The following is a 25,658-nucleotide window of genomic DNA, read 5'->3' as shown; positions in this document are numbered from 1 at the left end:
CGTGAAAAGTGGGGCTCTGAACACCCAATTTCATCAGCACTCAACAACATTAATCCTCAAAGTTATCAGCCTCTGAACACGAGATAAAAAAACGCCCCCGCAGTGCGGGGGCGTTTAATTTGTGTCAGTGTATCAGCAATCAGGCTTTGGCATCTTCAGCTTGCTTGGCCTGAATCGCAGTCAGTGCAACGGTGTAGACGATATCGTCAACCAGAGCGCCACGAGACAGGTCGTTGACCGGCTTGCGCATGCCCTGAAGCATTGGACCGATAGAAACCAAGTCGGCAGAACGCTGTACCGCTTTGTACGTGGTGTTACCTGTGTTCAGGTCTGGGAAGACGAACACGGTCGCTTTACCGGCAACTGGAGAGTTCGGCGCTTTCGAAGCCGCAACGTTTTCCATGATAGCGGCGTCGTACTGCAGCGGACCATCGATGATCAGATCAGGACGTTTTTCCTGCGCGATGCGAGTGGCTTCACGGACTTTCTCAACGTCTGCACCCTGACCAGAAGTACCGGTCGAGTAAGAGATCATCGCCACGCGAGGCTCAATACCGAAGGCTTTGGCAGAGTCCGCAGACTGAATTGCGATTTCAGCCAGTTGCTCAGCGTTTGGATCCGGGTTGATTGCACAGTCACCGTAGACCAGAACCTGGTCAGGCAGCAGCATGAAGAAGACAGAAGAGACCAGAGAAGCCCCTGGCGCGGTCTTGATCAGCTGTAGCGGTGGACGGATGGTGTTGGCTGTGGTGTGAACCGCACCGGAAACCAGACCGTCAACTTCTTCACGCTCTAGCATCATGGTCCCCAGAACCACGGTGTCTTGCAGCTGCTCGCGGGCAACGACTTCGGTCATGCCTTTGTTCTTACGCAGCTCAACCAGACGCGCAACGTACTGTTCGCGAACCGCTTCTGGATCGATGATTTCAACACCGGCACCCAGAACAACGCCTTGCTGCTCTGCAACACGTTTGATTTCTGCAGGGTTACCCAGCAGTACACATTCCGCGATACCGCGCTCGGCACAGATTGCCGCTGCTTTTACGGTACGTGGCTCGTCACCTTCCGGCAGCACAACACGCTTGGCCGCAGCACGGGCAAACTCGGTCAGCTGGTAACGGAACGCTGGTGGGCTCAGGCGACGTTCGCGAGTTGAACCTTCAGACAGGGATTCAATCCACTGGCCGTCGATGTGGCTTGCCATGTACTCGTTCACCAGCTCAACACGCTCTTTGTCGTCGGCTGGAACTTCCAGGCTGAAGCTTTGCAGGTTCAGTGAGGTCTGCCAGGTGTTGCCCTGAGCCGTCATGACTGGCAGGCCAGTCTGGAAGGCGCGCTCACACAGATCCATCACCGGCTTCGGCAGCTCGTAGCCGCCAGTCAGCAGCAGGGCACCGATTTCAACGCCGTTCATCGCTGCCAGACACGCTGCAACGATAACGTCAGGACGATCGGCTGAAGTGACCAGCAGTGAGCCCGGACGGAAGTGCTCAACCATGTGCGGAATAGAGCGGGCACAGAAGGTGATGCTCTTGATACGACGGGTTTTGATTTCACCTTCGTTGATGATTTCAGCGTTCAGGTGGTGGGCGATGTCAGTAGAACGCGTTGCGATCAGCTCAGCACTCCATGGCGCACAACCCAGAACGCGGATTGGGCTGGAGTTGAACACTTGCATCACTTCTACGTGAGTCGGTACCGTGGCTTCGGCATCGTCAAAGATTTCAGACAGGTCCGGACGGGTGCGGCCCGCAGCATCAACCGGTGCGTTCAGTTTGTTGACGATGACGCCGGCAATGTGCTTGTTCTTGATGCCGCCGAAGTTCGAGCAAGCGACTTCGATACGCTCTTTCAGCTGTGACGGGTTGTCAGTGCCAGGGGAAACCACGAACACGATTTCAGCATCCAGTGTTTTGGCGATTTCGTAGTTGATCTGGTTGGCAAACGGGTGCTTGCGAGTCGGGACCAGGCCTTCGATCAGCGTGACTTCCGCGCTGGCCGTGGCTTCTTTGAAGCGAGCCACGATGTCTTCCAGCAGCACATCGCTCTGATCGTTACGGATCAGCTCTTCGGCACGAGCCATAGAGAAAGACTCGGCCACTTTCATGTCGCTGTTGGCAGTGATGATCGCGGTGGTCAGATCCGGTTGCTCACCACCGTGACGTGGCTGGGCAATTGGCTTGAAGAAAGAAACACGAACGCCTTTGCGTTCCATGGCACGAAGGACACCCAGGCTGACGCTGGTCAGACCAACTCCGGCGCCAACCGGAACAAGCATAATAGTACGGGACACTATAGATTCCTCAACGATTCAGGAAACAATCGTGCTGTTCAATAACGATGAGCCACCGGTATTGGACAGCACCTCAAAATGTGGACACCCGGGGCAGAACGCGATCCGTTCCGGTCGGGAGATGTAAAAACGGCCGGCCCAGGCCAGCCGCTTTCGAACTTGCGTCGCGAATTAGATTTCAGCCAGACGAGCTGTATCTTCGGCGATGATCAGTTCTTCGTTGGTTGAAACAACCATAGCAGGAACACGGCTGTTGGCAGTGGTGATCACACCTTCGCCACCGAAGCGAGCTTTCAGGTTCGCTTCGCTGTCAACTTCAACACCCAGGATCGCCAGACGGTTCAGCACCATCTCACGGATAGGGGCAGAGTTCTCACCGATACCGCCAGTGAACGTGATAGCGTCCAGACGACCATCCAGAGTTGCAGTGTAGCCTGCAACGTATTTCGCCAGGCGGTGACAGAACACGTCCATTGCACGCGTTGCTTCTTCTTTCTCACCGTAGTTGTCTTCAACGAAACGGCAGTCAGACGTCACTTCAGTCAGACCTTGCAGGCCAGACTCTTTGGTCAGCATCGTGTTGATTTTCTCAACAGAGTAGCCCAGGGTATCGTGCAGGTGGAAGATGATCGCTGGATCAATGTCACCACAACGGGTACCCATCACCAGACCTTCCAGTGGTGTCAGACCCATAGAGGTATCAACAGACTTGCCGTTCTTGATCGCACAGACCGATGCGCCGTTACCCAGGTGGCAGTTGATGATGTTCAGCTCTTCTTCTGGCTTGTTCAGCAGTTTTGCAGTTTCGCGCGTGATGAACAGGTGAGAAGTACCGTGCATACCGTAACGACGGATAGCGTGATCTTTGTACAGGCTGTATGGCAGCGCGTACAGGTAAGCTTCTTCCGGCATGGTCTGGTGGAACGCCGTGTCGAATACAGCAACGTTTTTCAGAGCAGGGAAAGCTTTTTGAGCCGCTTTGATACCAATGATGTGCGCTGGGTTGTGCAGTGGCGCCAGCGTTGCACAATCTTCGATCCCTTTCAGGACAGCTTCGTCGATCAGGGCAGATTGGGTGAACTTCTCGCCGCCGTGAACGACACGGTGGCCGATGGCTGCCAGGTTTTCTGCCAGCTCAGGCTTAGAAGCCAGGATAGTTTCAACCATGAATTTCAGGGCTTCTTCGTGCGCTGCACCTTCACCTAGTTGCGCTTCGTGTTTGCCGTCAAGTTTCCACTTGATACGGGCTTCAGGAAGGTGCAGACATTCTGCCAGACCTGTCAGATGCTCATCACCAGAGACTGCATCAACAACAGCGAATTTAAGCGAAGAACTACCGCAGTTAAGAACTAAAACCAGCTTAGACATGAGAGTGACTACCTATAATCTGTCTGAAAGTTGATATTCAACTGAATAAAAATTACCCATAGGATAGACGACTTTCATAGCAGTCGACCTAACCTGGGTCAAATTCGTGTTATGTCCGTATTGGCGAGAATTGAGAACCCCCACACTTCCGACCATCCTTGGAGGTTTGCCTCAGGTTGCCATAACGGTGATTACAGGCAACAATTAGTTTAGGCGCGCCTAGGATAGCGATTGTGACGCAATATAACAAAAAGATTTTTAGAAAATTTTAATTTCAATCAAGTTTGTTCTTACTGGATTTTAATATTTATAGATTTTTTTGAGTTTTGGTGGTTTATGAGTCAAAAAAAATCGATCTGGCGCTCTTTTCAAAATGGCCAGCAGTACATGGCGATCTGGCCGATGCGAAAAGAACTGGCGGTGATGTTCCCGGAGCCTCGGTACATCCAGGCCACGAAATTCGCGACCCGGGTGATGCCGGCCGTCGCGGTGATGAGTGTGCTCAGTCAGATGGCGTTCAACAATTACGACGCGTTGCCGCAGGCGATTGCGGTGGCGTTGTTTGCACTGAGTATGCCACTGCAGGGGCTGTGGTGGCTCGGCAGGCGCAGCCGAACCCAGTTGCCGCCGTCTCTGGCGACCTGGTACCGGGAACTGCATGAGAAGATCACCAGCGAGGGGTATGCCCTGCAGCCGATGAAAGCGCGGCCACGTTACCTGGAGCTGGCCCAGGTGCTGAACCGGGCGTTCAAGCAACTGGATAAAACCGCGCTGGAGCGCTGGTTTTAAGGCCGGTGATTTCAAGATGCTGTTTTGAACCGCAGTAAGCCACTGTTGGTGCAGCAAGCGCTAACCCGAGCATAAAATTCAAGCATAAAAAAAGTAGCCGCCGGGCTACTTTTTTTATGCTTCACTGGGACCGTAGGGGCCATTACTCGTCGTCACCGACGATTTTCTTTTGGCGCACGCCCGGCTTGGCCAGGATTTCCAGGTAGAAGGAAGTCAGGGCCAGGGATTCGGCTTCATCAATGCACTTATTGATTTCCTTCACGTGAATTACCTTTGCTTCCTGCTCGGTATGGCCGAATTGACAGTCAAAATCCCAATAGTCCGCGCCCGCAGGCAGAGCTTTACGGCGCTCCCGCTTGAGGTACTTCTTCACTTCATACTTAACCGCTTCTACAACACGCGGAACCGCTTTCTTGGGGTGAGTTAAAGCAAATGTCTTTTTCATCGTTTTCCTAAAATAAAAAGGCCCGGTCCGGCCGGGCACGATGCGCATCATACTGGAATTTACCCGCAGCGGCTAACCCTGCGTGCGTCGAGGTTAACTCAGCAGCAGGCTGTCGTCGGCCAGCTCTTCGCCACGCACTTTGCTGAACATTTCCAGCAGGTGCTTGACGTCCAGCTGCGCGCGCTCTTCGCCGTCAACATCCAGCACAATTTCGCCCTGGTGCAGCATCACGGTGCGATCGCCGTAGGCGAGGGCATCCTTCATGGAGTGGGTGACCATCATTACGGTGAGATCAAACTCTTCGACCACTTTCTGGGTCAGGGCCAGCACGAAGGCTGCCATGCGCGGATCCAGTGCCGCGGTGTGCTCATCGAGCAGCAGCAGTTTGCTGTCGGCCAGCGTCGCCATCACCAGACTCACCGCCTGGCGCTGGCCGCCGGAGAGCAGGCCGATGTTGTCCCCGAGGCGATCTTCCAGACCCAGGCCGAGAATGCTGATCCGCTCCTGGAACAGCTTACGGCGTTTGGCGGACAGGGCTATTTTCCAGCTGCGGCGGCTGCCGCGCTTATAAGCCAGGGCCATATTTTCCTCGATGGTCAGCGAGCCGCAGGTCCCGGCCAACGGGTCCTGAAACACCCGCGCCGCATATTGGGCGCGTTGATGGACCGACTGGGGCGTCACGTCGATATTGTCGATCAGCACCTGGCCACCCACCATCGGTGTCTCGCCGCTGACGGCACCGAGCAGGGTCGACTTGCCTGCACCGTTGGAGCCGATCACGGTGACAAACTGCTTCTCGGGCACGGTCATCGAAATGCCCTTCAGCGCCTGGTTTTCCAGAATGGTCCCTTCGTTGAAGGTGACGCGAATATCATTGAGCTCTATCATTTTTCACCTTCACTGTGGTTCAGCCAGCTTTTTTGTGCGGGCCGGTTGCTTGCTCTTACGCTTAATGCGGGTTTTCATTTTCGGGGCAATCAGGGCGACAGCCACCAGCAGGGCGGTGATCAGGTTCAGATCGGAGGCCTGCAGGCCGAACATGCCGCTGCTCAGGGCAAAGGCCACGGCGAGGCGATACAGCACAGAGCCGAGGATCACCGCGACCACCGCGACCCAGATCTTGCGGCCGGGGATCAGGGTTTGTCCCAGGATCACCGCCGCCAGGCCGACAACAATGGTCCCGACCCCGGAAGTGACATCAGCAAAGCTGTTGGTCTGGGCAAACAGCGCGCCGGAGAAACCGACCAGGCCGTTGGACAGCGCCAGGCCAAAATAGGTGTACAGGGCCGTGTTGCCGCCCTGCGCGCTGACCATGCGGCTGTTGACGCCGGTGGCGCGCAGGCCGAGGCCGAAATCACTGCCGAGCAGGCGGGTCACGAGCCAGCCACTGCCGATCACCAGGGCCAGCACCACCAGCAGGCGAATCAGGCTGGAATCGAGTCCGGCATCAAAGGCCAGCATTTCGAACGGCGTAAACAGGGTATCTTCCCCCAGCAGCGCCAGGTTCGGACGGCCCATGATCCGAATGTTGATCGAGAACGCGGCGATCATGGTGAGGATACTGGCCAGTAAGTGCAGAATACCGCAGCGAATGGCGAGAAAGGCGGTCACCAGACCGCACAGGCCGCCGGCCAGAATGGCCAGCAAGGTGGCGGTCCAGGGATCGATCCCGGCGACGATGGCGGTGGCGGCCACGGCAGCGCCCATCGGGAAACTGCCGTCGACGGTCAAATCAGGGAAATCCAGAACCCGGAAGGTCAGGTAGACCCCGAGGGCGACCAATCCGTAGACCAGGCCGATTTCCAGGGTACCCAGCAAGGCAAAGAAAGACATCCATATTCTCCTTGTCTTTGTATTTCTGTAGGGCTGAGCAGGAACCCGCCGGCGGCACGGTCCCTGCCATCAGATCATCCCTGCGGTTAGTTGGTGACGGACGTCGCACGCGTCAGCACGGATTCCGGGAAGGTGATCCCGAGCTTTTTCGCTGCTTTCTGGTTCAGGGCCAGATCAGAGCCTTTAGCCACGCGGACCGGCAGATCCGCCACTTTTTTACCTTTCAGCAGGGCATCCACATACTCCGCGGTCTGGACACCAACCTGGTAGTAATCAAAGCCCAGCGCGGCCAGCGCACCATTTTCGATATAGGTGGTTGAAGCGCCGACAATCGGCTTATTGGCCTGATTGGCTGCATTGACCAGGCCATCAATGGCACTGGCGACGGTGTTATCGGTCGGAGCGTAAATCACATCAGCCTTAGCCGCGACAATCTGTGCGGCAGCCTGAACATCGGCACTCTTGAGCGCGGTGCCTTCAACGACTTCCAGCCCTTTGGCATGGGCCGCTTCACGCAGCAGTTCGACCAGGGCAACCGCATTGGCTTCGCCCGGATTGAAGACCACCCCGATGCGTTTGGCATCAGGCAGCAGCTCTTTCATCAGATCGACATGCTGGGCGACCGGCGACAGATCGGACAGGCCGGTCACGTTGCGTTGGGGGTGGTTCATATCTTTCACCAGCTTGGCCCCGAGTGGATCGGTGACGGCGGTAAATACCACCGGAATCGAACGGGTGGCCGCAGCCAGCGCTTGCGCGGTTGGTGTGGCAATACCCACCAGCACATCCGGTCGTTCTCCGACAAACTGCTTGGCAATTTGAACGGCGATCGCCGGGTTGCCCTGCGCAGTTTGATAGGTAAATTCGAGGTTTTCACCTTCGACATAGCCTTTTTGTTTCAGGCCGTCTAAAAGACCATCGCGCGCAGCATCAAGTGCCGGATGTTCAACAATTTGCGATACCGCCACTTTGGCGACATCGGCGAGTGCCATGGGCGCGGTCAGAGCCAGGGACGTGGCAACACAGGCGGCAGTAAATAGTTTATTTATCGGATTTTTCTTGAATTCCATCTCACAAGCTCCTTGCCAGGTAATGTAGTACGGCGCGGGGGAATAGCGTGGTTATAAAGTGGGTTCCCTCGGAATATTGTTTTAGCGCAATGTTGAAAGAAAGAACATCTATATTTTAACAAAAAGTAAACAAAATTCAGGGTGTTTGTGCTGATATTCTGGAGTGTTAAAAATGAAGTCTCTGCTATTGATGTAAATAACAGTTCAATTTTCGAGCAATTCTGACAACCTTGGTTGAATATTCTTATTTGGAATTTGTCGGGTGATCCGGCCCGCTCCGGGCGCACATAGGAAGAAAGCCGTAACTTTGCAAGGTTTGCTGTGCAATGGGTGGCTTATCTGGCCTGCTAATTCGGCCAGCTTTCTTTAGCCAGGGCGATGTACCGGTTATCCGGGGACTGCCGCAGGCAGGCGTGCCTGCGGCCAGATGGACAAGGGTCAGCTTGCCACAGGATTAGCGGGCGGGTTGCTCCGGATAGCATTGGAGCGAGTCATTGCGGCGATGGATCTGGCCCATGGCCGCCATCATTTTGTCTTGATCGATATAAGCGGTGGGCAGGGGCTGCAGGGTCACCCGGTAGTCGGGGGCCTGAGCATTCCATTCTGTCTGCTCGGTGATCGGGGTGACCATCACCACTTTCAGCTTCGGGTTTCGTGACTGGATCCGTGAGGCGGTGCCCAGCCCCTCTGCAACATGGAACCGTCCGGCAATATGCATGATTTGTTTGCCCGGGTGGCGCGCCAGGTAGTTCACCATACTCTCGGCCATGGTGTCGTCCCAGGCGGTTTGCGCCGCGAACTGGCGGCGGGTTTTGGCTTCATCACCGTGGTGCATCGATGCGTTGAACTTCTCAAGGTAAGCATCGGGGGTCAGGGTCAGGATCCGGGCGACCCACGGGCGCTCGTTCGCCGGCAGGCGGTCGAGATAGTCGGGGCCGAACTTGCCGATGCAACGGACAATCGATTTGGGGGCATTGGCTGCGATCACATCCAGTTGATGTTGCTTGGCAAATTCCACCAGCGGGCGGTAGCTGCCGGTGTAGTTGGGCCAGGCATTGCCTTCTTGGATCAGGGTTTTCTCGCCAATCTCGCCGGCCAGGTACTGGTTGACCACAGTTTGCTTATCCCGGGTGAACTGCTCCATCGACAGGGCCAGGTTCGGGCTCTGGGCATACAGGGCGGCAAACAACTGGGTTTGCATCAGGTGTGCGCCCGGGTGGCCATGCCATTCCCCGACCAGAATGATGTCTGCGTCCTGCAGCGCCTGGGCCAGCTCCGGCAGGGTCAGCGCCGTGCCTTGCGGCGAGGTGATGCTGTAATCGTAAAACGTCTGCGGAAGCGGAGCGGTGGGCGTCGCCGTTGGCTCTGTGCTGCAACCGAACAGGAAGCCTGCCAGTCCGAGGGAAAGCCATTTTTTCATGAGATCACCATTGGGGTTAAAAGCGCAGGCAATGAACTGCGAGCGCTGGCGCTGCTGCAATAACTGTAGACGGGGCGGGATCATAAGGGAGAAAAAAAAGGAACGCAATCGAAGTGAGAATTATTTTCAAAGGGGCCGGGACCCCTTGTCGATAAGCTTACTGTTTGCGATAGACCCGGATCATAAAGTCGGTCTCGCATAGGAAGTCCGCGCTGGCCGCCAGCTGTTGCCAGACGGCGTCGCTGGTTTTCCAGGCAAACGGGGTCATCTGCATCAGGGCGGTTGCCGCTTCCCCGGACAGGCTCAGCGTATCGTGCAGTTGCTGCTCCTCGACCAGGGTGAAGCCGTCGAGCTGCTCCGGGGCCACATCGTGCAGCCGTACTTCATCGTAAATCAGTGCTTTGAGCTGGTACAGGTGGCGCGCTGCCGGGGTGACCGTCAGCACAATGCCGCCGCTGTTGAGGGTACGTTTCAGCTCTTCGGCCTTGCAGGGGGCGTAAATTCGGACGATACCGTCCAGCGAGTTCTCGGCAAACGGCAGCCGGTGGCTGGAAGCGACGCAGAAGTGACACGCCGGATAGCGCTTGGCGGCGTAGCGCACCGCAACTTTGGAAATATCCAGTCCGTGAACTTCAAGGCCGGGATGGCCGACGGCCTCACCGGCAAACCCGGCGGTGTAATAACCTTCACCGCAGCCGATATCCAGCAGCCGGGTGCTGTTGGCCGGCAGGTGGCGGGCAAGCTGAGCAATCACTGCCTCGCGGAGCGGTGCGTAGTAGCCGGCTTCCAGAAACTGGCGCCGGGCCTGCATCATTTCTTTATTGTCACCCGGATTTTTCGAGCTCTTATGGTGCGCCGGCATCAGGTTGACATAACCTTCTTTGGCCTGGTCAAACTGGTGATTGTTGTGGCAGCGCCACTGGTTGCCCTCAGAACTGAGGGGAGCGTGGCATAAAGGGCATTGGTAAGACATGGGGAAAACCGGGGATGATAAACACAGCCGCCATTGTAATCACCGGCGTGAGGGGCGGCAAGGTCTGAATGCCCCTGCCGCCCCGGGGCTTAGAGTTTGTATTGCTTGATTTCATCCCCGAGCTGATGCGCCAGTCGCCGTAACGTGGTGGCCTGTTGATGGCTGGTCTGGGTATCTTCGGCGATCTGGTTGGCGGTGTGCTTCAATGCTTCCGTATTGTCGGTGATATCCCGGGACATCTGGTGCTGCTCTTCTGCGGCACTGGCCGTTTGCATCGCCATATCGGTGATCGTGGTGACCGAGCGGGCGATGGTTTGCAGGTTGGTGCTGGTTTGCTCGGAATCGCTGACACTCACTTGGGCAATCCGCTGGCTCTGCTCCATATGCTTCACCGCCTGGCGGGTGGTCGTTTGCAGCACTTCGATAATCTTCTGAATTTCCTGGGTGGACGTGTGCGTTCGCTGGCTGAGGATGCGGACCTCGTCGGCGACGACCGAAAATCCGCGCCCTTGTTCGCCGGCCCGTGCGGCTTCAATGGCGGCGTTGAGGGCGAGCAGGTTGGTTTGCTCCGCGATTTCACGGATGGTCAGCAGGATCTTCGAGATATTCTGTGACTGCAGGTTGAGCTGGTCGATGGTCGCGCTGGTCTGGTTCAGCTCCGAGGCCAGTTGGTTGATCGACTGCTGGCTTTGTAACACTTGCTGGAAACCGGCATCGGCCACCGTCCGGGCTTGCTGGATTTCATTCACCGTATGCTCGGCATAGCCGGTAATGTTCTCGGTGGCCGCAGACATTTGGCTGACCGCCGTGGTGGTATCGGCCTGCTGGGAGAGCAGCCCGACGATTTGCTGGGTGTTTTGCATCATATGCTGCAATTTGCTGACGAACTGGTTAAATGAGCCGGCCAGCTGTCCGACTTCATCGCGGCTGTTGACAGCCAGGCGGGCGGTGAAATCGCCGTCGCCGCTGCTGATATCTTCCAGGGCATCCGTCAGCTGGCGCAGCCCTTTGAGCATGACCTGGATCAGGAGCTTGACCAGCACGACGGCCAGTAACGTCAGGCCGACAGACACCAGAATCTGCTGTTGGATCAGGGTGTAATAGTCGTGGTAGGTCAGGTCGTAATCCTGGCTGATGGCCAGATACCAGTTGGTGTGCTTGATTTTTGTCAGGGCCAGCAGGTGCTGTTTCTGATCCAGCGTGACGCTCAGGATGTCGTTGTGCTGTGCCGCCCGGGCAATGGCGTCAGGGGTCAGCTGGCTGTCCAGGCGGGTGGCCGGCGACAGGATGAACTGAGGATTGTCATGGGCGATCAGGGTGCCGTCCTGATGGATCAGAAAGACGTGGCTGCTGGGATTGAGCCGAAACTGTTTCAGCGCCTGACTTAGGAAGTCGGTTGTAATGGCTGCCCCGACGACGCCGGGGGTGCCGTCGATGGTGGTCGGCATGGATAGAATGAACTTCATGACGCCTGAGTTTTTGCCGACTAACGGTTTGGAGATCACCACATCCGAGGCATGGATGGCATTTTGATACCAGGGACGCGTGAGGGCGTTATAGCCTGGTTTGACCCGCTCCGGAAACGCTCGCACATAATATCCCTCATCGCTGGCATAGTAGGCGTCGTCAAGCGCCAGCGAACGCTGTGCCTGCTGCAGTGCGGCAAGGTGACGGGACGATTCTTGCGGCACCGCCAGGGTTTTGAGCGCATTGATCCGATCGGAAAGCCACTCGCTGATGTTCTGCGCGGCGACCCGCGACACATTGTCCATCATGTCGTGTGTTTTGGTGGTCGTGTGTCGTTCCAGGGTCGCAGTCGCCTGAACCGAGAGCAAGGTGGTGACAGAAAGGATGATGGCGATCAGCAAGAGCGCCAGTTTGGCCTGAAGGGTCAGTGGGCTGAGTTTCATCAAATATTTTACCTTTCGAGAGTTGGAGGTTAACTGGGGGGCTTTGACAGAGGCCCCGCTGTGCAGGAAGACGTTGCTTGGCTCCTGCAAGACCGGACACTAGATAAAGCGACGCAATGTCGTCCAACGTTAACCGGGGGTTGGCCGTCAAATGGCCAACGCACCCCGCGTCTTGTCTGCTGTCTGCTAATCGCGGCAACATGCGTCGTGTTCGGCCACGGGTGTTGCGGTGATTATGCCCTGTGCCCGGCGGGCATTTCTGTAACCTGCCTCAGAGCAATGGCCGGGTGCCGGGAAAAAGAAGGGACAAAATGGACTGAAAATCGGCCTTTGTGGGACGGGCCGGACAAAAAAGGCACACCGGACGGTGTGCCTGAGCGAGTTGACGGGTTAGCGAATTTTGTAACTGTCTTTGTCAAGGCCGTATTTTTTCATCCGGAGGTAGAGTTTCTTCCGCTGGATTTTCAGATAATCCGCTACGTCATTGATTCGCCCTGCATACAGGTACAGGGCATCTTCAATGAGCTGTTTCTCGTATTGTTCAACCAAATCATCCAAGGGGCTGGTCAATTGCTCGATCGGTGTTGTCCGCTCGGTGCTCGAGAGTTTAACGATGCCGATCGCATAAAGCTCCGCGGTGCTTTTCAGCTCCCGGATATTACCGGGCCACATGTGGCGCTTGAGGGTATCGAGATAGGCTTTATCGATCTTCGGCCGTTGCTTGCCAAGTAAGGCACAGCTGTTTTTCAGGTAGTGGCGAAATAACGGGATTACGTCCTCTTTATGCTGGCGAAGGGGCGGGATACTTAAGCGTACCTGGCTTAAAAAGTAGAATAACTCCGGTAGCAGACGATGCTCTTTCAAATCGTTCTCCGGGCTTTCACCAAAAATGGCGATTAGTTTGACCTCACGCTTTCCGGAGCGTTCCTGATCCAGTAGGAAGTGGCTGAGATAACGCTGGACCTCTGCCGGCATGGCTGCCGGATTGTGCAGGATCAGGCTGCCGTGTCTGGCGTCCTGCAGGGCCGCTTCCAGTTCGTCAACGGCCTGGATGGTGTCTCCGTTGCTGGCGGTGAGCGGCTGATGATGCCGTGCACTGTGCTGATGCAGCAGCGTTGCCGTGGTGTAGCGTCCGCTCCCGCTTTCCCCCTGAATCAGCACATCTTTGTCGGCACAGGCGAGGAGCTTGACATGGTGACGCAGCTCTTCCATTTCAGCGCTGCTTCCCAGAAGCTGTTTCGGCAGTTCATTTTCAATGATTTGCCATTGTTCCACGTGCTGTTGTCTTTCCCGGAGCACTTGCTCCAGGAGGGTCAGCAATTTTTCCGGCTTCAGCGGTTTTTCCAGATAGTTGACAGCACCCTTTTGCATGGCCTTGACGGCCATTTCAATATCGCCGTGACCGGTGATGGTGATGATCGGGAAATGGGGGCTGATGGCTTTGGCTCTATCGATCAATTCCATCCCGTTCATGGTGGGCATGTAAATGTCCGAAAGGATCACCCCGGACCAGTTCGGGTGCAGGATTTCCAGGGCCTGATGCGGGTCGAGGAACGCTTTGGTTTTATAGCCCGCCAGCTCTAACAGGTGCTGGCAGGCGTCCAGCACGTGCTGGTCGTCATCGATGAGGATCACTTGGTAGTCATTACTGAGCATCATGAGTTGAAAACTCCAAAATAATCATAGCCCCGCCGCTGAGGGTTGAAGCCAGGTAAATCGAACCGTTGATCCGGTTCATGATGGACCGACAGATACTGAGCCCGAGGCCCAGACCAACTTCTTTGGTGGTGGTAAACGGGGTGAACAATTGAGAAATAATTGTGTGGTCAAAACCCTGGCCGTTATCACAACAGGCGAGCGTGAGGGTGTGCTCGGTGCGGGAGAGTTCCAGCACTTCAACCTTGCCCTGCGTATTGACTAGCGGAGCCAACGCGTCGCAACTGTTCATCAGCAGGTTCACCAGGATCTGCTCGACCTGGACGGCCTCGCCGAGTGCGGTACAGTCGGGGGCGAGGTGACTTTGAAGCTGTATATTGTGCTGCTGGGCCTTGCACGCGACGATGTCAATGGCGTGCTGTGTCGCCTGGCACAGATTGATCGGGCCGACGGGATGCGAAGCGGTGGTCTTTTTCGAGAAACTGCGCAGATTGGCAATGATGTGATCCATACGCTCGCAGATCTCATTCATTTTATCCATGGTCTGGTTGAGTTCAGCATACGCGTCCGCCGGATAACGCATTTTCACCGTGAAAATATAGGTGGAAAGGGCAGACAGCGGCTGGTTCATTTCATGGGCGAGCGTGGTCATGGCCTGGCCGACCACCGCCATTTTCGCGGCCTGGATCAAGTCATCCTGGGTGGTAACCAAAACGGCCTCGGTGCGCTTGCGCTCTTCGATCTCCTCCTGGAGGGCAAGGTTGGCGGCGGATAATGACCGGGTCTTTTCCTGAACTTTGCGCTCCAGCCAGCGGGCAATATTTTCCTGCTCGGTAATGTCCGTCAGGGTAATAATTACTTTGGGCACCGAATTCTGACGGAACAGGCGGAGGTCGAGCCGGAAATAGCGGGTCTGCGCCTGCTCGTTGGTGATCGGGAGCGTGAGCTTGTCCGCGCTGCTGCGCAGCAAGGGACTGTTCTGGGTAAAGATACTTTTGAGCTGCACGCGCTGTTGGGCGGGAAACAGTTCCCAGATCGATTCCGAGGTCGTGCCATCGGTCGATAACTGCGGAAATAGCTCCGTGGCCCGGTGGTTCATCGACTCAATGATCCCCTGGGTCGTACAGGTGATGAGGCTGGCCTGGGTATTGTTGATCAGGTTCAGGGCATTGGTTTTTTCCATTTCCCGGCGCTGTTTGCAGAAATGGCGGAGATCATCCCCCAATTTCCCGATTTCGTCCTGACCGGAGACCGAGACGGACAGCGCGACGTCGCCGGTCACGACGGCATTGAGATCCCGGCTGAGATCAGACAGGCGGGCGACAATCCGTTTGCGGACAAAATAGGTGCAGATAAAAATACTGCTCACCAAGGCGCAGGTCAGCATAATCAAGAGCCACAGGTTGCCCGCGCTGACGGTGCGTTTGGCCTCCTGTTTGATGCTGGCCAGATCCCGGCTGGTGTGGGCCACCAGCTGTTTGATTTGCTGCTGCTGGGCAGCGAGCCGGAATTTGATGGCTTGCTGGTGGGTGTCGGCCTGGAGCGTGATCGTATTCATTTCCCGCAGCAGCTGGTGGAGTTTGCCTTCCGGTTGGACGATGGCGATGATCTCCAGCATGATTTGGTGCTGGGCAATACTGGCGGCATTATGTTGCAGGTCGTCACTCAGCTGTCGGAGCTCTTCGGTTTTATACCCGATAAACTGAAAGGTGCTGTTCAAATCCCGCTGTTTGGGCTGCCGGATGATTTCCTGGATCAGGGAAACCAGGGCATTTTCATTAAAGGTCAACTGTTGCAGGGTCGAAAAATCCTGGCTGATCAGATCGTGTTTCTCATCACTCAGCTGCGACTTGCTGGCGTTGATGATCTGCCATTCCAGCTCTTTGTTCAACGGCGTCAGTTCATCGACCAGATCCTGATGCAGCCACAGCAGCATTTCAGTCTGCTTATTCAGGGCCTGGTTCAAGATGATTTTCTGTTTCAGGGTGTCGGTGTAGGCCTGAATATCTCCTGCCAACCGTTGGTATTCCTGCTGGAGCTCGTTGACCTGCGGTAAACCGACAATGGTGGCGATGGTCAGGTTGAGCTGATTCATCTCTTTATGCAAACCGGCATGGATCTGTTTGAGCTGGCTGAGATTTGGCGTGGTATGGATCTCGTGCAGGTAGGCTTGCAGCTCGGCACTGTTGCGCTCCATCTGATAGCTGGCTTTCAAGGCCGGGATACTGTTGTCGAGCATGCGGGCCACCTGGCGGTCCAGAGCCTGCCAGGTGAGGAAAGCCCCGGCACTGACCAGACCGACGATGCACAGCACGCAAGTAAAGGCGGCAATGAGCCGTGAGCCGATGGTTTTTAATCGATATCGCATGGTCAGTTTATCGGGCTGAGTTGATCAAGCAGCAGGTTTGCCTGCCGCAGGTTATGAGCGAGCGCGCGCTTCCACTGCTGGAGCTCTTGGGTGACGGCCGGATCCATCATCCGCTTGCCCCGTTCGTTCTGAAACAGCGCCAGATAGGCCGGGTCGCCAGCCTGGGCAGCCGTCACCGGTACACGGCTTGCCAAGTGTTTCGCCTCGTCCAGCAACTGTTGATGAGGGACAGACAGGGACGAGCGGTTAGCTTCCAGTTGATGGATGGTTTTCCAGATGCTGTTGAGCTCCTGAAGCTGGTGGGTAATGGCCTGGTCAAAGAGTTGCGCGATGAGTGGTTCCCGGTTGTAGACCACTTCTTTATCCAGGATGAATGTGGTCTTCAAAGCAAGCTCGGGTTGGTTCAGTGACTGCTTTGCCATAGACGATGTTTCCAGAAATTGCTGCCCGGGTTGCGAGAGCAGGAAATCGACAAACCGGCGGCTGGTTTCAAGCGCGTGGCTTTTGCGGGACAGGCCAATATAGGCCGGCATCAGGATCGCGTTCGGCAGGTACCGGAAGCCAATATAGGCGAAGCGATTGCGGCTTCGGATCCCGTAGCTGTCGATAACCGGCCCGGCCCCGATCAGGCCTTTCGATACCGCTTCACTCACCCCAAAACTGCGCGATGAGATAAAGGCGATGTTGCCGCCGATTTGCATCAGCAGCCGCCATCCGGCCTCCCACCCGTAGTACTGAAGGATATTCTCCACCATCAGATTGGTCGAGCCGGAGCGTGACGGCGTACTCATGGTGATATGGTGGTAATAGCGGGCTTGGGCCAGATCTTCCCAGGATGTCGGCGGCGACAGGTGATGACTGTCCAGGTATTGGCGATTGTACATCAGGCCGGCACCGGAATACCCGAATGCCGAGACCTTCCCGGACATATCCAGAACATGGGGTTGAAGCCAGTCCGGTACCTTCCGGCCCTGGGAAAGGGCGGTTAATTGCTCGTTGTTGGACAAGCGGTTAAATAACGTGGGAGATGACGAAATAATGATATCAATATTCTGCGCATCTTCTTTGTTCAAAAGCCGGTGGGCAGACTGGGTACGTCTGAAGATGACCCGGATTTCGGTGCCTGGAAACTGGGCCTGATACCGTTCCACCAGTTGTGCAATCGAGCGTTCAGAGAATGTGGTTAAGATGACGATGGGTTTGCTTTCTGCTGCCAGGGCAACCGATGGCATGAGACTCACCATCACAGAGAAGCACATTGCTAAAATCGTTTTTTTCATGTCGAGCATCACGGCGGCAGCAACGAAATCGGGCTGCTTAATCAATAGTAAAAATAAGGGAATTGTGCGCACTATCAAAGTTCAGCAAATCATCTGAAAAAACTGTGCGGGGCGAATGCGTCCGGCAGGGAACATTTTCGCGATCGCCTGATTGTATTATCGTCTATCTTGCTACTGCGCATGATATCAAATGCCCTTTATTGCCCCATGTGAAAAACAAATTTGGGAAAGAACTTTCCCAAATCCGCTCAGTTGCAGCCCAAATGCAGGCACATATTATCCATCTCGAGCACATCGAACGGCTTCTTGCTCATCAGGGAGCCCGATAATACACGGAGATGAATATGTTTAATTTCTTTAAGACAAGACCCGATAAGCCGGTCATGGCGGGGAGCGCGGATGCAATCCAGGCAACCTTTAAACGCCATCAATGGTCCGTCTTTTTAGGGCTGATTTTTGGTTATGCAGTTTTCTATGTTGTGCGGATGAGCCTGGGGGTGGTGAAAAAACCCATGCTCGATGCCGAAATTGTCACCACAGCTGAGCTGGGGATAATGGGCTCCGCTTTCTTCTTCACTTATGCCATCGGTAAGTTTTCGAACGGATTCTTATCGGACTATGCCAATATCGGCCGTTTCATGTCGGTTTCTTTGTTGCTGTCGGGCCTCACGGCTGTCGCGATGGGGATGAACTCTGCGGCCTTCTTCTTTGTGCTGCTATGGGGCTTAAACGGTTGGTTCCAATCGGTGGGTTCAGCGCCGTCTTGTGTCTCTCTTTTCCAGTGGTTCTCACCGAAGCAACGCGGCAGCCGCTATTCCATCTGGGGCGGGTCCCGGAATATCGGTGAAGGGATCACCTGGATCCTGACAGCGACAATGGTGAGCTACTTCGGCTGGCGTGCTGGTTTCATCGGCGCGGGTATTGCTGCGGTCCTGGCTGCGCTGTGCATGTTCTTTGTGCTGCGTGACCGTCCGCAAACCTACGGTCTGCCGGATGCGGCGACTGCGTTTGGTGAGGAGCCGGAAATCAAGAAGGCGAACGATCCGAAAGAGACGCGTCGGGCACAAGTGTTCATTTTGAAACAGCCGGTTGTGTGGTTGATAGCCCTGGCGTGTGCGGCGATGTATACCTCGCGTTATGCGATCTCTTCCTGGGCCGTGCTGTACCTGCAAGAAACCAAAGGCTATAGCCTGATTGATGCCGGTTTTGCCATGTCCGCTTATCCGATTGCGGGTCTGGCCGGTGCGATTCTGTCCGGGATCATTTCCGATAAAGTGTTTAATGCCAATCGCCACATCCCGACGCTGCTTTACGGGATTGCCAACATCGCCGGGATGACCCTGCTGTTCTTCGGCCCGCAAAGCCGGATGATGGATGCTGTCGCGCTGGGCTTAATTGGTTATGCCATCGGCGGCCTGGTGGTGTTCCTGGCGGGTCTGACTGCTTGTGACTTGATGCCGAAGAATGCCGTGGGTGCGGTGAAAGGGTTCATTGGTCTGTTTTCGTACATGGCTGCGTCGGCTCAGGAGCTGATTTCTGCTCACCTGATCACCGTGACCGAAGTGGTGAACAAAGCGGGCGAGACCGTCAAAGTGTACGACTTCGGCTCGGCGCAGTATTTCTGGCTCGGGGCGTCTGTGGTCTCTTTGTTCCTGGCCTTGACGGTTTGGAATGCGAAGAAAGTGACGGATATCGATGCGGTAGATTCCGGTGAGCCGGCAACTGCGAAGTAACGTTTTTCCTTGCAATAAGTAGCGGTGCTCGCCGCTACTTTTTTTTGTTCCTCTCTTTTTTCGATTTTTATCTATTTTTTTGACAGAGGTATTTTATGTGTAGAACGAAGATTGTCGCCACGTTGGGACCAGCCAGCAATGAGCCCGAGACCCTCAAAGCACTGATCCTCGCCGGGGTGAATGTAGTCCGGCTGAATTTTTCTCACGGCGCCAGTGCCGATCATGTTGCGCTCGCTTCCCGGGTTCGCGCGGTTGCAGAGCAACTGGGACGGCAGGTTGGGGTGCTGGCGGATCTTCAGGGGCCTAAAATCCGCATTGCCCGATTCAAGCAAGGGTCGGTGACGCTGGTGCCGGGCTGCTCCTTTGTGCTGGATGCCGGGCTGGCACCGGATGAGGGGGATGTAAACACGGTCGGCCTGGATTATCCCCAGCTGATCGACGATGTCTGTGCCGGCGATGTCTTGCTGCTGGATGACGGGCGGGTCCGTCTGAAGGTTGAGAAGGTCGACGGGACGCAAGTTTGTACCACGGTGCAAGTGGGCGGCGTGTTGTCGGATCGAAAAGGGATCAATCTACTGGGCGGGGGGCTCTCGGCGCCGGCGCTGACGGAAAAAGATAAACAGGATATTAAAACGGCCGTCGCGTTGAACGCGGATTTTATTGCGGTGTCGTTCCCGCGCAGTGCCGATGATCTGCATTTAGCACGCCAGTTGGTGCAAGCCGAAGGAGGCCAGGCGGCGATTGTTGCCAAGGTTGAACGGGCGGAAACAGTGGAGTCCGTGGCAGAGATGGATGCGTTGATCTGTGCGTCGGATGCCATCATGGTTGCCCGGGGGGATCTGGGGGTTGAAATCGGCGAGGCTCGTTTGCCGCGCGTTCAGAAGCAGCTGATTGAGCGGGCGCGCCATCACGGCCGGCCGGTGATCACCGCCACTCAAATGATGGAATCGATGATTGTGAACCCACTGCCGACCCGGGCCGAAGTACTGGATGTCGCCAATGCGGTGCTGGACGGGACCGATGCGGTGATGTTGTCCGCTGAAACTGCGGTTGGCAAATATCCGGTTGAGACGGTCCGCTACATGGCGGAGATTGCGGGCGGGGTCGAAGCGCCGGAAGAGGGCGCCGAAAGCGGTTGGCAATCACAGATGGTACTGGGTACTAAGCCGAGTCACAGAATGGTGGTGGCAACGATGATGTCGGCGATCGGAGCGAAAGAGAAGCTGGGCATTGCAGTGTTGACGGACACCGGCGAGGCGCCGAAGCTCATGTCGCGCTGCCAGGCGCCGCAACCGATTTGGGCCTTGTCGTCGAGCCATACGGTTCTGGGGCAACTGACGCTGTTGCGGGGCGTGACTCCGGTTTATGTGCCGGAAGTCGGGAAGGCGGCGGGCCTGTCATGGGCAGAAACGATTCGCGCCAGCCTGCCGGAGCATGCGACGGCAGACATCGACGGATTGATTGTGGCGCGTCTGGCGTTACTGGAAGGGCGAGGGGGCAGCGATCACTGCAGCTTTATGCCGTTGAATCCGGTGGCCGCCGTTCATGTCGCTTAATCCGGGCGAATCATCGGACCGGTGAGCCGGATTTGAGATTCCCGGTTTTTCCGTCCCCGGTTCTACCCGCGGGACAGGAAAAAACAGGGGCTGGACAAAAACAGAGAAACCGCTCACGGCCGTGAGCGGTTTGACGGTTCAGGTTCTGACCTTGTATTCAGCTTTGTCGAGGTTGTGCTTTTTCATTCTCAGATACAGCTTTTTGCGCGGGATCTGAAGGTAATTGGAGACATCATTGATCCGTCCGGCAAACAAATAGAGCGCATCTTCAATCACCTGTTTCTCGTAGCTGTCGACCAGCTCGTCGAGCGGGCTGCTCATCTGCTCCAGCGGCTTGGTCCGCTCCTGTCCTGCCAGTTTGACGATCCCGATAGCGTACAGCTCGGCGACATTTTTCAGCTCCAGCACATTGCCCGGCCATTCATAGCGGCTGAGGGTGTTGAGGTAGGCTTTGTCGATCAACGGAACAGCCTTGCTGAGCTTCTGGCAACTCTGTTTCAGGAAATGACGGAACAGCGGAAGAATATCGCAGTTCCGCTGCTTCAGAGACGGGATCTGGAAGCGGATCTGGCTGAGGAAATAGAACAGCTCCGGCAACAGCTTGTCTTGCTCGACCTGGACTTCCGGGGCGCCCTCGACCACGGCCAGTACCCGGACTTCTTTCTTGTTCAGTCGCTCCTGCTCTAGCAGGAACCGGCAGAGCCATTTTTGGGTCTCCTGCGGCATATCCTGCGGATGCATCAGGCACAGGCTGCCGCCGCGAGCGGCGATCATGCTACGCTGGAGATCGGCGGTACACTGGACCGAGTCTCCGGCGGTGGTGAGATAGGGACCGTCGCCGAGATCGCTTTTCTGGTGCAGCAGCCGGGCCACGGTGTGGCGGCCGACCCCGTGCGCCCCTTCGATCAGCACATCTTTGGTGGTCAGGGCGACTTCGGTAATTTGCTCGCGCAGCCGGACCATCAGCGGGCTGTCGCCAATCAGCAACTCGGCAGCGCTCTGGGTCAGACTGGCGCGCTGGGCGATCTGTTGCTGGCGCACCGGCAGGTGCTTGTCCAGCAGGGCCAGCAGTTCATTGGGCTGGAGCGGCTTTTGCAGAAAATCGAGCGCGCCCTTTCTGACCGCATCCACCGCCATCGGAATATCGCCGTGGCCGGTGATCATGATGACCGGTAAATCCGGATCGAGCGCCTTGATCTGCTCCAGCAGCTCCATGCCGCTCAGACCCGGCATGTACATATCGGTGACAATCACGCCCGGCCAGTTTCTGTGTAGCATGCTCAGGGCCAGGGTTGGATCCGTGATCGCACAGGCTTTGTAGCCGGAGATTTCCAGCAGCTGTTGGTAAGCATCAACGACATCTTGATCGTCATCGATGACCAGGACTTCAATATCGTTATTTATTGTCATAGCAGTTTAACTCCAACACGACCAATGCACCGCCCTGAAGGTTCGAGGCGAGGTAAATATCCCCTTCCAGGCGGTTCAGAATAGAACGACAGATGCTCAGCCCGAGACCGAGTCCGACGTCTTTTGTTGTGGTAAATGGTACAAAAAGTTGTTCAATAATCCCGGCGCTGAATCCATGGCCGCTGTCGCCGACGGCCAGTCGCAACCGTTGCCCTTCCGCGGGCAGGGTGAAGACAGTAATGGTGCGCTCCGATCCGGCGGCCACGGCATCACAGCTGTTGACGAGCAGGTTGACCAGCACCTGCTCGAACTGGACCTGATCGGCCAGGACTGTCAGTTGGGGATCGAGCTCGCTGATGATAGTGGTTTTCTGGACTTTCGCCCGGCTTTCCACGATCTGCATTGCCTGTTGTAAGGCATCTTGCAGGTTGACCGGGGTCAGCGGGCTGTTGGCCGACTGCTTTTTGGCAAAATTACGCAGGCTGGCAATAATTCGCCCCATGCGCGAGGTGAGGCTGTCAATCTTATCCAGGCTGGTCGGCAATTGGTCCGAACGGCCTTTCTCCAGCGCGACCCGGGTGGCAAAAACATGAGTTGAAATAGCGCTCAGGGGCTGGTTCAGCTCGTGGGCCAGGGACGTCATAGTTTGACCGACGACGGCCATTTTTGCCGCCTGGATCAACTCATCCTGGGTGGCCCGCAGATCGGCTTCGATCCGTTTGCGGTCCTCAATTTCGGCATTGAGCTGGCGGTTGCGGTTGATCAGCGACTGGGTCTTGTCGCGGACCATGTTTTCCAGCCAGCGGGCGGCATTTTCCTGCTCGGAGATATCGGTCATGGTGATGATCACCTTGTCGCTGCCGCCTTGGCTGAACAAGCGAAAATCAAGCCGCAGGTAGTGCGTCTTTCCCGAGTGGTGGTCGTGCTTGAGGGTCAGGCTGCAGGCGCCGTTGTTGAGCAGCGGGCTGCCGATGGCAAACAGGGCTTGCAGGCGCTGCTGCATGCTGTCACTGAACAGGCTCCAGAGGGTTTGCTGCTCGGGCGTACTGCGGTAGCGGAACAGTAACTGTGCACTCGGGTTGACCGATTCCACCAGCCCCTGCAGGTTGCAGGTAATGATGCTGGCCTGGGTATTGTTGATCAGGTTGAGCGCGTTGCTTTGCTGCATCTCCTGCATCTGGCGGCAGAACAGCCGCAGGTTATCGCCCAGCATCCCGATTTCGTCATTGCCGGAGACTTGCACCTGGGTATCGAGCTGGCCGTTGGCCACCGCGTAGAGGTCCTGGGACAGCAGGTTGAGCCGTTTGACAATCCCGCGGCCGACGAGGTAAATAGACAGGATCACCGACAGGCAAATCGACAGCAGCATGGTGCCGAACAGGATCAGGTTGCTGATGGTAATGGTCCGGTGTGCCTGTTCATTCCGTTGGTGCAGTTCCCGGTTTTCCTGCTCAACCATCTGTTGGATCAGAATTTCTTGGTTCGCCAGCCGGGTTTGGATCTGATCCTGGTAGCGCGCGATCGTGCTGTGGAGTTCAATATCCTGACGCAACTGCGTTTCCAGTACTCCGGCCGGGGCAACCAGCAGGATCATCTCCTTCAGCAGCTCACGGTAGGAGGTTGAGGCGGTGTAGTGATTGAGGTTTTGGCCAATCTCATTGATCTCTTTGATTTTATTACCGATGTAATAGAACGCCTTGCCGAGATCCAGAAGGTGGCGTTGCTGAATGACCTCCTGGACCAGAAGGTAGAGTTCGTTCTCTTTAATGGTGATGGACTGGATATAGGAGAACTCCGCCGTCACTTCCTTGATGGCTTCCGGGCTGAGGGCATTGGGGACCACGCTGGTCAACTGCCACTCGACTTCCTGGCGTAGTGGGGCCAGTTCATCGACCAGATCTTTGTGCAGCCATTTCAGGGTATTTTCGGTCTGGGTGACGGCAAAGCGATGGGCATTGCGCTGGTAGAGCAAGTCGGCGTAGACCGTAATATCGCCGACCAGGGTCTGGTGCTCGGCTTTAATGGCCTGATAGTGCTTCAGATCCGCCGTTTCATGGATGGCGGTATTGATCAAATCCAGCTTGTCGGCAATGGTTTGCTTGAGCGGGCCATGTTGTACCGGATCGCGGTTGTTGCTCAGGGCATTGAGCGCCGCTTGCAGCCCGGCGGTATTGCGCTCGAGCCGGTAGCTGGTCCAGAGGGTCGGCAGGTTTTTATCGACAATAGCTTTGATCTGGGTGTCCAGGGTGTCCCAGTTGATTACGGCAATCATGCTGACACTAATGGTCAGAAACGACATAAACGCGATGGCCGCAATGAGCCGGTTCCCGATCGTATTGCGGATCAGCATGTTGCATTTTTCCCCGGCAGAATTGTGTGCAGGCCGACAAGGTGCGCCCGGCTGAGCGGGTGCGATATCGGCTCGGCAGGCGCACCAAAGAGAAAACACGGCGTTGCGAAAGGGGATCGGCTCATGGCTTCCTGCGACTGATTGGGCTCGAAGGGTTCAGAGTGCTCAGCTTACTCTGAAGCGCTGATAGATATGAAAACAGTTTGGTGAAGTTCAATGCTGTTAGCTATTTTTCGGCTTGCGTCCGAAATGTTGAGTCAAAATTGACTCAATTGGAATAAAACTTGGTTGAAGGTCACATTTCCGCGCGTGTTCGGCGCAGTTTATCGCAGGAGGCAGGGGAGAAGGAATAGAAAAAGTGTGTCTGGAGATGAGGTTAGAGACCGCACCAACCGGCGCTTGGGCGCCGGTTGGTGCGGATAGTGACAGGGAGCCGGTGGGGCTCAGGCATTCAAAATTTGCTGGATCTCGGTTGCCGACAGGTGGTACTGACGCGGACAGTTACGCCAGGTTTGCAGCATGCGCTGATACTTGTCCTTCATCGGCACCTGGCTGTTGAAGTTGTGCTCGGCTTTCTCGAATTGCGGGTACAGACCTTCTTCAGCGGTCAGGAAGCGGACGTAATGGACCAACTGCGCTTCGGTGGCGGCATCAAAGCCCAAAAATTGCAGGCGGCGGGGATCGACATCCGCTTGCTTGCCTTCGTCCAGCATCTTGTACGATTCCTGCAGCGCGTGATGCATCTCCATATAATCAATGACGAGTCGGCACTCTTCATCAGACAGGCAACCGAAATCTTTATCCAGTTCACGCATCTGCAAGCCGTAGCCGCGCTCGACGATGGTTTGCAGGCGGCGATATTTAGCGGCGTTTTCCGGATCCATCTGCGCCATCAGGTTGTACTGGTTTGACAGAATCAGACGTTGCGCGTTGGTCATTTCCATAGTGATAGGCCTTTCATTATCTATTGAGCTGCCATTGAGATTAGCAGGTTGGAGGTAAAAAAAATTGATCTGACGACGGCTTGATGCCGATTTCCCATCAATTGCAAATGACCGGCGAAAGCTTGTCCAATCGGGCTTTGCGGCGGATTTTTACCCGGTGAAAAGCCTGATTTTTTAAGGCAGTGGCGAGAGGTTGTGAGCCATGCCAGGGTTAATGGACGGTTAACATGCTGATATACTTCCAGCTTCTCTTTTTACAA

Annotated in this window: 18 protein-coding genes; 3 read left to right on the top strand and 15 right to left on the bottom strand. The window is 55.9% G+C overall.

The window, feature by feature from the left end; genetic code table 11:
* Positions 1–139 precede the first annotated feature (139 nt).
* The gene (pta, locus tag VV869_RS02155; RefSeq protein WP_337733367.1) at positions 140–2,293 is read right to left on the bottom strand and encodes a phosphate acetyltransferase; all 2,154 of its coding nucleotides are present in this window, start codon (positions 2,291–2,293) and stop codon (positions 140–142) included.
* A gap of 171 nt (positions 2,294–2,464) precedes the next feature.
* Positions 2,465–3,661: an acetate kinase gene (locus VV869_RS02150; RefSeq protein WP_337733366.1), complete on the bottom strand. Its 1,197-nt coding sequence runs from the start codon at positions 3,659–3,661 to the stop codon at positions 2,465–2,467.
* A 336-nt stretch (positions 3,662–3,997) separates the two neighbouring features.
* On the opposite strand from VV869_RS02150, the gene yfbV reads away from it, so the two are divergent.
* Positions 3,998–4,450, top strand: coding sequence for a terminus macrodomain insulation protein YfbV (yfbV, locus tag VV869_RS02145; protein WP_337733365.1), 453 nt, complete (start codon positions 3,998–4,000; stop codon positions 4,448–4,450).
* A gap of 142 nt (positions 4,451–4,592) precedes the next feature.
* Here yfbV and VV869_RS02140 read toward each other — a convergent pair whose 3' ends face one another.
* From VV869_RS02140 to VV869_RS02095, 10 genes are all read right to left on the bottom strand, one after another.
* Complete coding sequence (locus VV869_RS02140) at positions 4,593–4,895, bottom strand: DUF6172 family protein (protein ID WP_337733364.1); 303 nt, start codon at positions 4,893–4,895, stop codon at positions 4,593–4,595.
* A 93-nt stretch (positions 4,896–4,988) separates the two neighbouring features.
* On the bottom strand, positions 4,989–5,783 hold the full coding sequence (locus VV869_RS02135) for an ABC transporter ATP-binding protein (protein ID WP_337733363.1): 795 nt from the start codon (positions 5,781–5,783) through the stop codon (positions 4,989–4,991).
* 9 nt (positions 5,784–5,792) lie between these two features.
* A complete protein-coding gene (locus tag VV869_RS02130) occupies positions 5,793–6,728 on the bottom strand; it encodes an ABC transporter permease (protein ID WP_337733362.1) in 936 nt (311 codons plus the stop codon).
* An 86-nt stretch (positions 6,729–6,814) separates the two neighbouring features.
* On the bottom strand, positions 6,815–7,720 hold the full coding sequence (locus tag VV869_RS02125; protein WP_337733465.1) for an ABC transporter substrate-binding protein: 906 nt from the start codon (positions 7,718–7,720) through the stop codon (positions 6,815–6,817).
* A gap of 532 nt (positions 7,721–8,252) precedes the next feature.
* On the bottom strand, positions 8,253–9,218 hold the full coding sequence (locus tag VV869_RS02120; RefSeq protein ID WP_337733361.1) for a ChaN family lipoprotein: 966 nt from the start codon (positions 9,216–9,218) through the stop codon (positions 8,253–8,255).
* Positions 9,219–9,375: 157 nt separating this feature from the next.
* Entirely contained in the window at positions 9,376–10,191 is an 816-nt protein-coding gene (gene rlmA / locus VV869_RS02115; protein WP_337733360.1) for a 23S rRNA (guanine(745)-N(1))-methyltransferase, read from the bottom strand.
* 89 nt (positions 10,192–10,280) lie between these two features.
* A complete protein-coding gene (locus VV869_RS02110) occupies positions 10,281–12,101 on the bottom strand; it encodes a methyl-accepting chemotaxis protein (protein WP_337733359.1) in 1,821 nt (606 codons plus the stop codon).
* Between the two features lie 390 nt (positions 12,102–12,491).
* Complete coding sequence (locus VV869_RS02105) at positions 12,492–13,760, bottom strand: sigma-54-dependent transcriptional regulator (RefSeq protein ID WP_337733358.1); 1,269 nt, start codon at positions 13,758–13,760, stop codon at positions 12,492–12,494.
* Positions 13,747–16,125, bottom strand: coding sequence for an ATP-binding protein (locus VV869_RS02100; RefSeq protein ID WP_337733357.1), 2,379 nt, complete (start codon positions 16,123–16,125; stop codon positions 13,747–13,749). The genes VV869_RS02105 and VV869_RS02100 overlap by 14 nt, the downstream gene beginning before the upstream one ends.
* Before the next feature lie 2 nt (positions 16,126–16,127).
* Positions 16,128–17,357, bottom strand: a complete 1,230-nt coding sequence (locus tag VV869_RS02095; RefSeq protein ID WP_337733356.1) for an ABC transporter substrate-binding protein — start codon at positions 17,355–17,357, stop codon at positions 16,128–16,130.
* 392 nt (positions 17,358–17,749) lie between these two features.
* Between VV869_RS02095 and VV869_RS02090 the strand changes: the two genes are divergently transcribed.
* Together VV869_RS02090 and pyk are read left to right on the top strand one after the other, a co-directional pair.
* A complete protein-coding gene (locus tag VV869_RS02090; RefSeq protein ID WP_337733355.1) occupies positions 17,750–19,138 on the top strand; it encodes an MFS transporter in 1,389 nt (462 codons plus the stop codon).
* Between the two features lie 95 nt (positions 19,139–19,233).
* Complete coding sequence (gene pyk, locus VV869_RS02085; protein ID WP_337733354.1) at positions 19,234–20,694, top strand: pyruvate kinase; 1,461 nt, start codon at positions 19,234–19,236, stop codon at positions 20,692–20,694.
* Between the two features lie 138 nt (positions 20,695–20,832).
* Here pyk and VV869_RS02080 read toward each other — a convergent pair whose 3' ends face one another.
* From VV869_RS02080 to VV869_RS02070, 3 genes are all read right to left on the bottom strand, one after another.
* Positions 20,833–22,104 (bottom strand): sigma-54-dependent transcriptional regulator, encoded by a 1,272-nt coding sequence (locus VV869_RS02080; protein ID WP_337733353.1) that lies wholly within the window; start codon positions 22,102–22,104, stop codon positions 20,833–20,835.
* Positions 22,091–24,454 (bottom strand): ATP-binding protein, encoded by a 2,364-nt coding sequence (locus tag VV869_RS02075; RefSeq protein WP_337733352.1) that lies wholly within the window; start codon positions 24,452–24,454, stop codon positions 22,091–22,093. The genes VV869_RS02080 and VV869_RS02075 overlap by 14 nt, the downstream gene beginning before the upstream one ends.
* Positions 24,455–24,897: 443 nt before the next feature.
* Positions 24,898–25,398 (bottom strand): YfbU family protein, encoded by a 501-nt coding sequence (locus tag VV869_RS02070; protein WP_337733351.1) that lies wholly within the window; start codon positions 25,396–25,398, stop codon positions 24,898–24,900.
* Between the last annotated feature and the right edge of the window lie 260 nt (positions 25,399–25,658).

It is taken from the genome of Photobacterium sp. MCCC 1A19761 (genome assembly GCF_037389125.1).
In the GTDB taxonomy this organism is placed as follows: domain Bacteria; phylum Pseudomonadota; class Gammaproteobacteria; order Enterobacterales; family Vibrionaceae; genus Photobacterium.
This window is presented reverse-complemented; position numbering and strand designations above follow the sequence as displayed.

Coding starts and splice junctions, on each gene's coding strand:
- VV869_RS02075 (WP_337733352.1), bottom strand. CDS start 24,454: ATGCTGATCCGCAATACGATCGGGAACCGGCTCATTGCGGCCATCGCG.
- VV869_RS02100 (WP_337733357.1), bottom strand. CDS start 16,125: ATGCGATATCGATTAAAAACCATCGGCTCACGGCTCATTGCCGCCTTT.
- rlmA (WP_337733360.1), bottom strand. CDS start 10,191: ATGTCTTACCAATGCCCTTTATGCCACGCTCCCCTCAGTTCTGAGGGC.
- VV869_RS02150 (WP_337733366.1), bottom strand. CDS start 3,661: ATGTCTAAGCTGGTTTTAGTTCTTAACTGCGGTAGTTCTTCGCTTAAA.
- VV869_RS02110 (WP_337733359.1), bottom strand. CDS start 12,101: ATGAAACTCAGCCCACTGACCCTTCAGGCCAAACTGGCGCTCTTGCTG.
- VV869_RS02095 (WP_337733356.1), bottom strand. CDS start 17,357: ATGCCATCGGTTGCCCTGGCAGCAGAAAGCAAACCCATCGTCATCTTA.
- VV869_RS02120 (WP_337733361.1), bottom strand. CDS start 9,218: ATGAAAAAATGGCTTTCCCTCGGACTGGCAGGCTTCCTGTTCGGTTGC.
- VV869_RS02070 (WP_337733351.1), bottom strand. CDS start 25,398: ATGGAAATGACCAACGCGCAACGTCTGATTCTGTCAAACCAGTACAAC.
- VV869_RS02090 (WP_337733355.1), top strand. CDS start 17,750: ATGTTTAATTTCTTTAAGACAAGACCCGATAAGCCGGTCATGGCGGGG.
- VV869_RS02130 (WP_337733362.1), bottom strand. CDS start 6,728: ATGTCTTTCTTTGCCTTGCTGGGTACCCTGGAAATCGGCCTGGTCTAC.
- VV869_RS02140 (WP_337733364.1), bottom strand. CDS start 4,895: ATGAAAAAGACATTTGCTTTAACTCACCCCAAGAAAGCGGTTCCGCGT.
- VV869_RS02125 (WP_337733465.1), bottom strand. CDS start 7,720: ATGGCACTCGCCGATGTCGCCAAAGTGGCGGTATCGCAAATTGTTGAA.
- pyk (WP_337733354.1), top strand. CDS start 19,234: ATGTGTAGAACGAAGATTGTCGCCACGTTGGGACCAGCCAGCAATGAG.
- VV869_RS02080 (WP_337733353.1), bottom strand. CDS start 22,104: ATGACAATAAATAACGATATTGAAGTCCTGGTCATCGATGACGATCAA.
- VV869_RS02135 (WP_337733363.1), bottom strand. CDS start 5,783: ATGATAGAGCTCAATGATATTCGCGTCACCTTCAACGAAGGGACCATT.
- VV869_RS02105 (WP_337733358.1), bottom strand. CDS start 13,760: ATGATGCTCAGTAATGACTACCAAGTGATCCTCATCGATGACGACCAG.
- yfbV (WP_337733365.1), top strand. CDS start 3,998: ATGAGTCAAAAAAAATCGATCTGGCGCTCTTTTCAAAATGGCCAGCAG.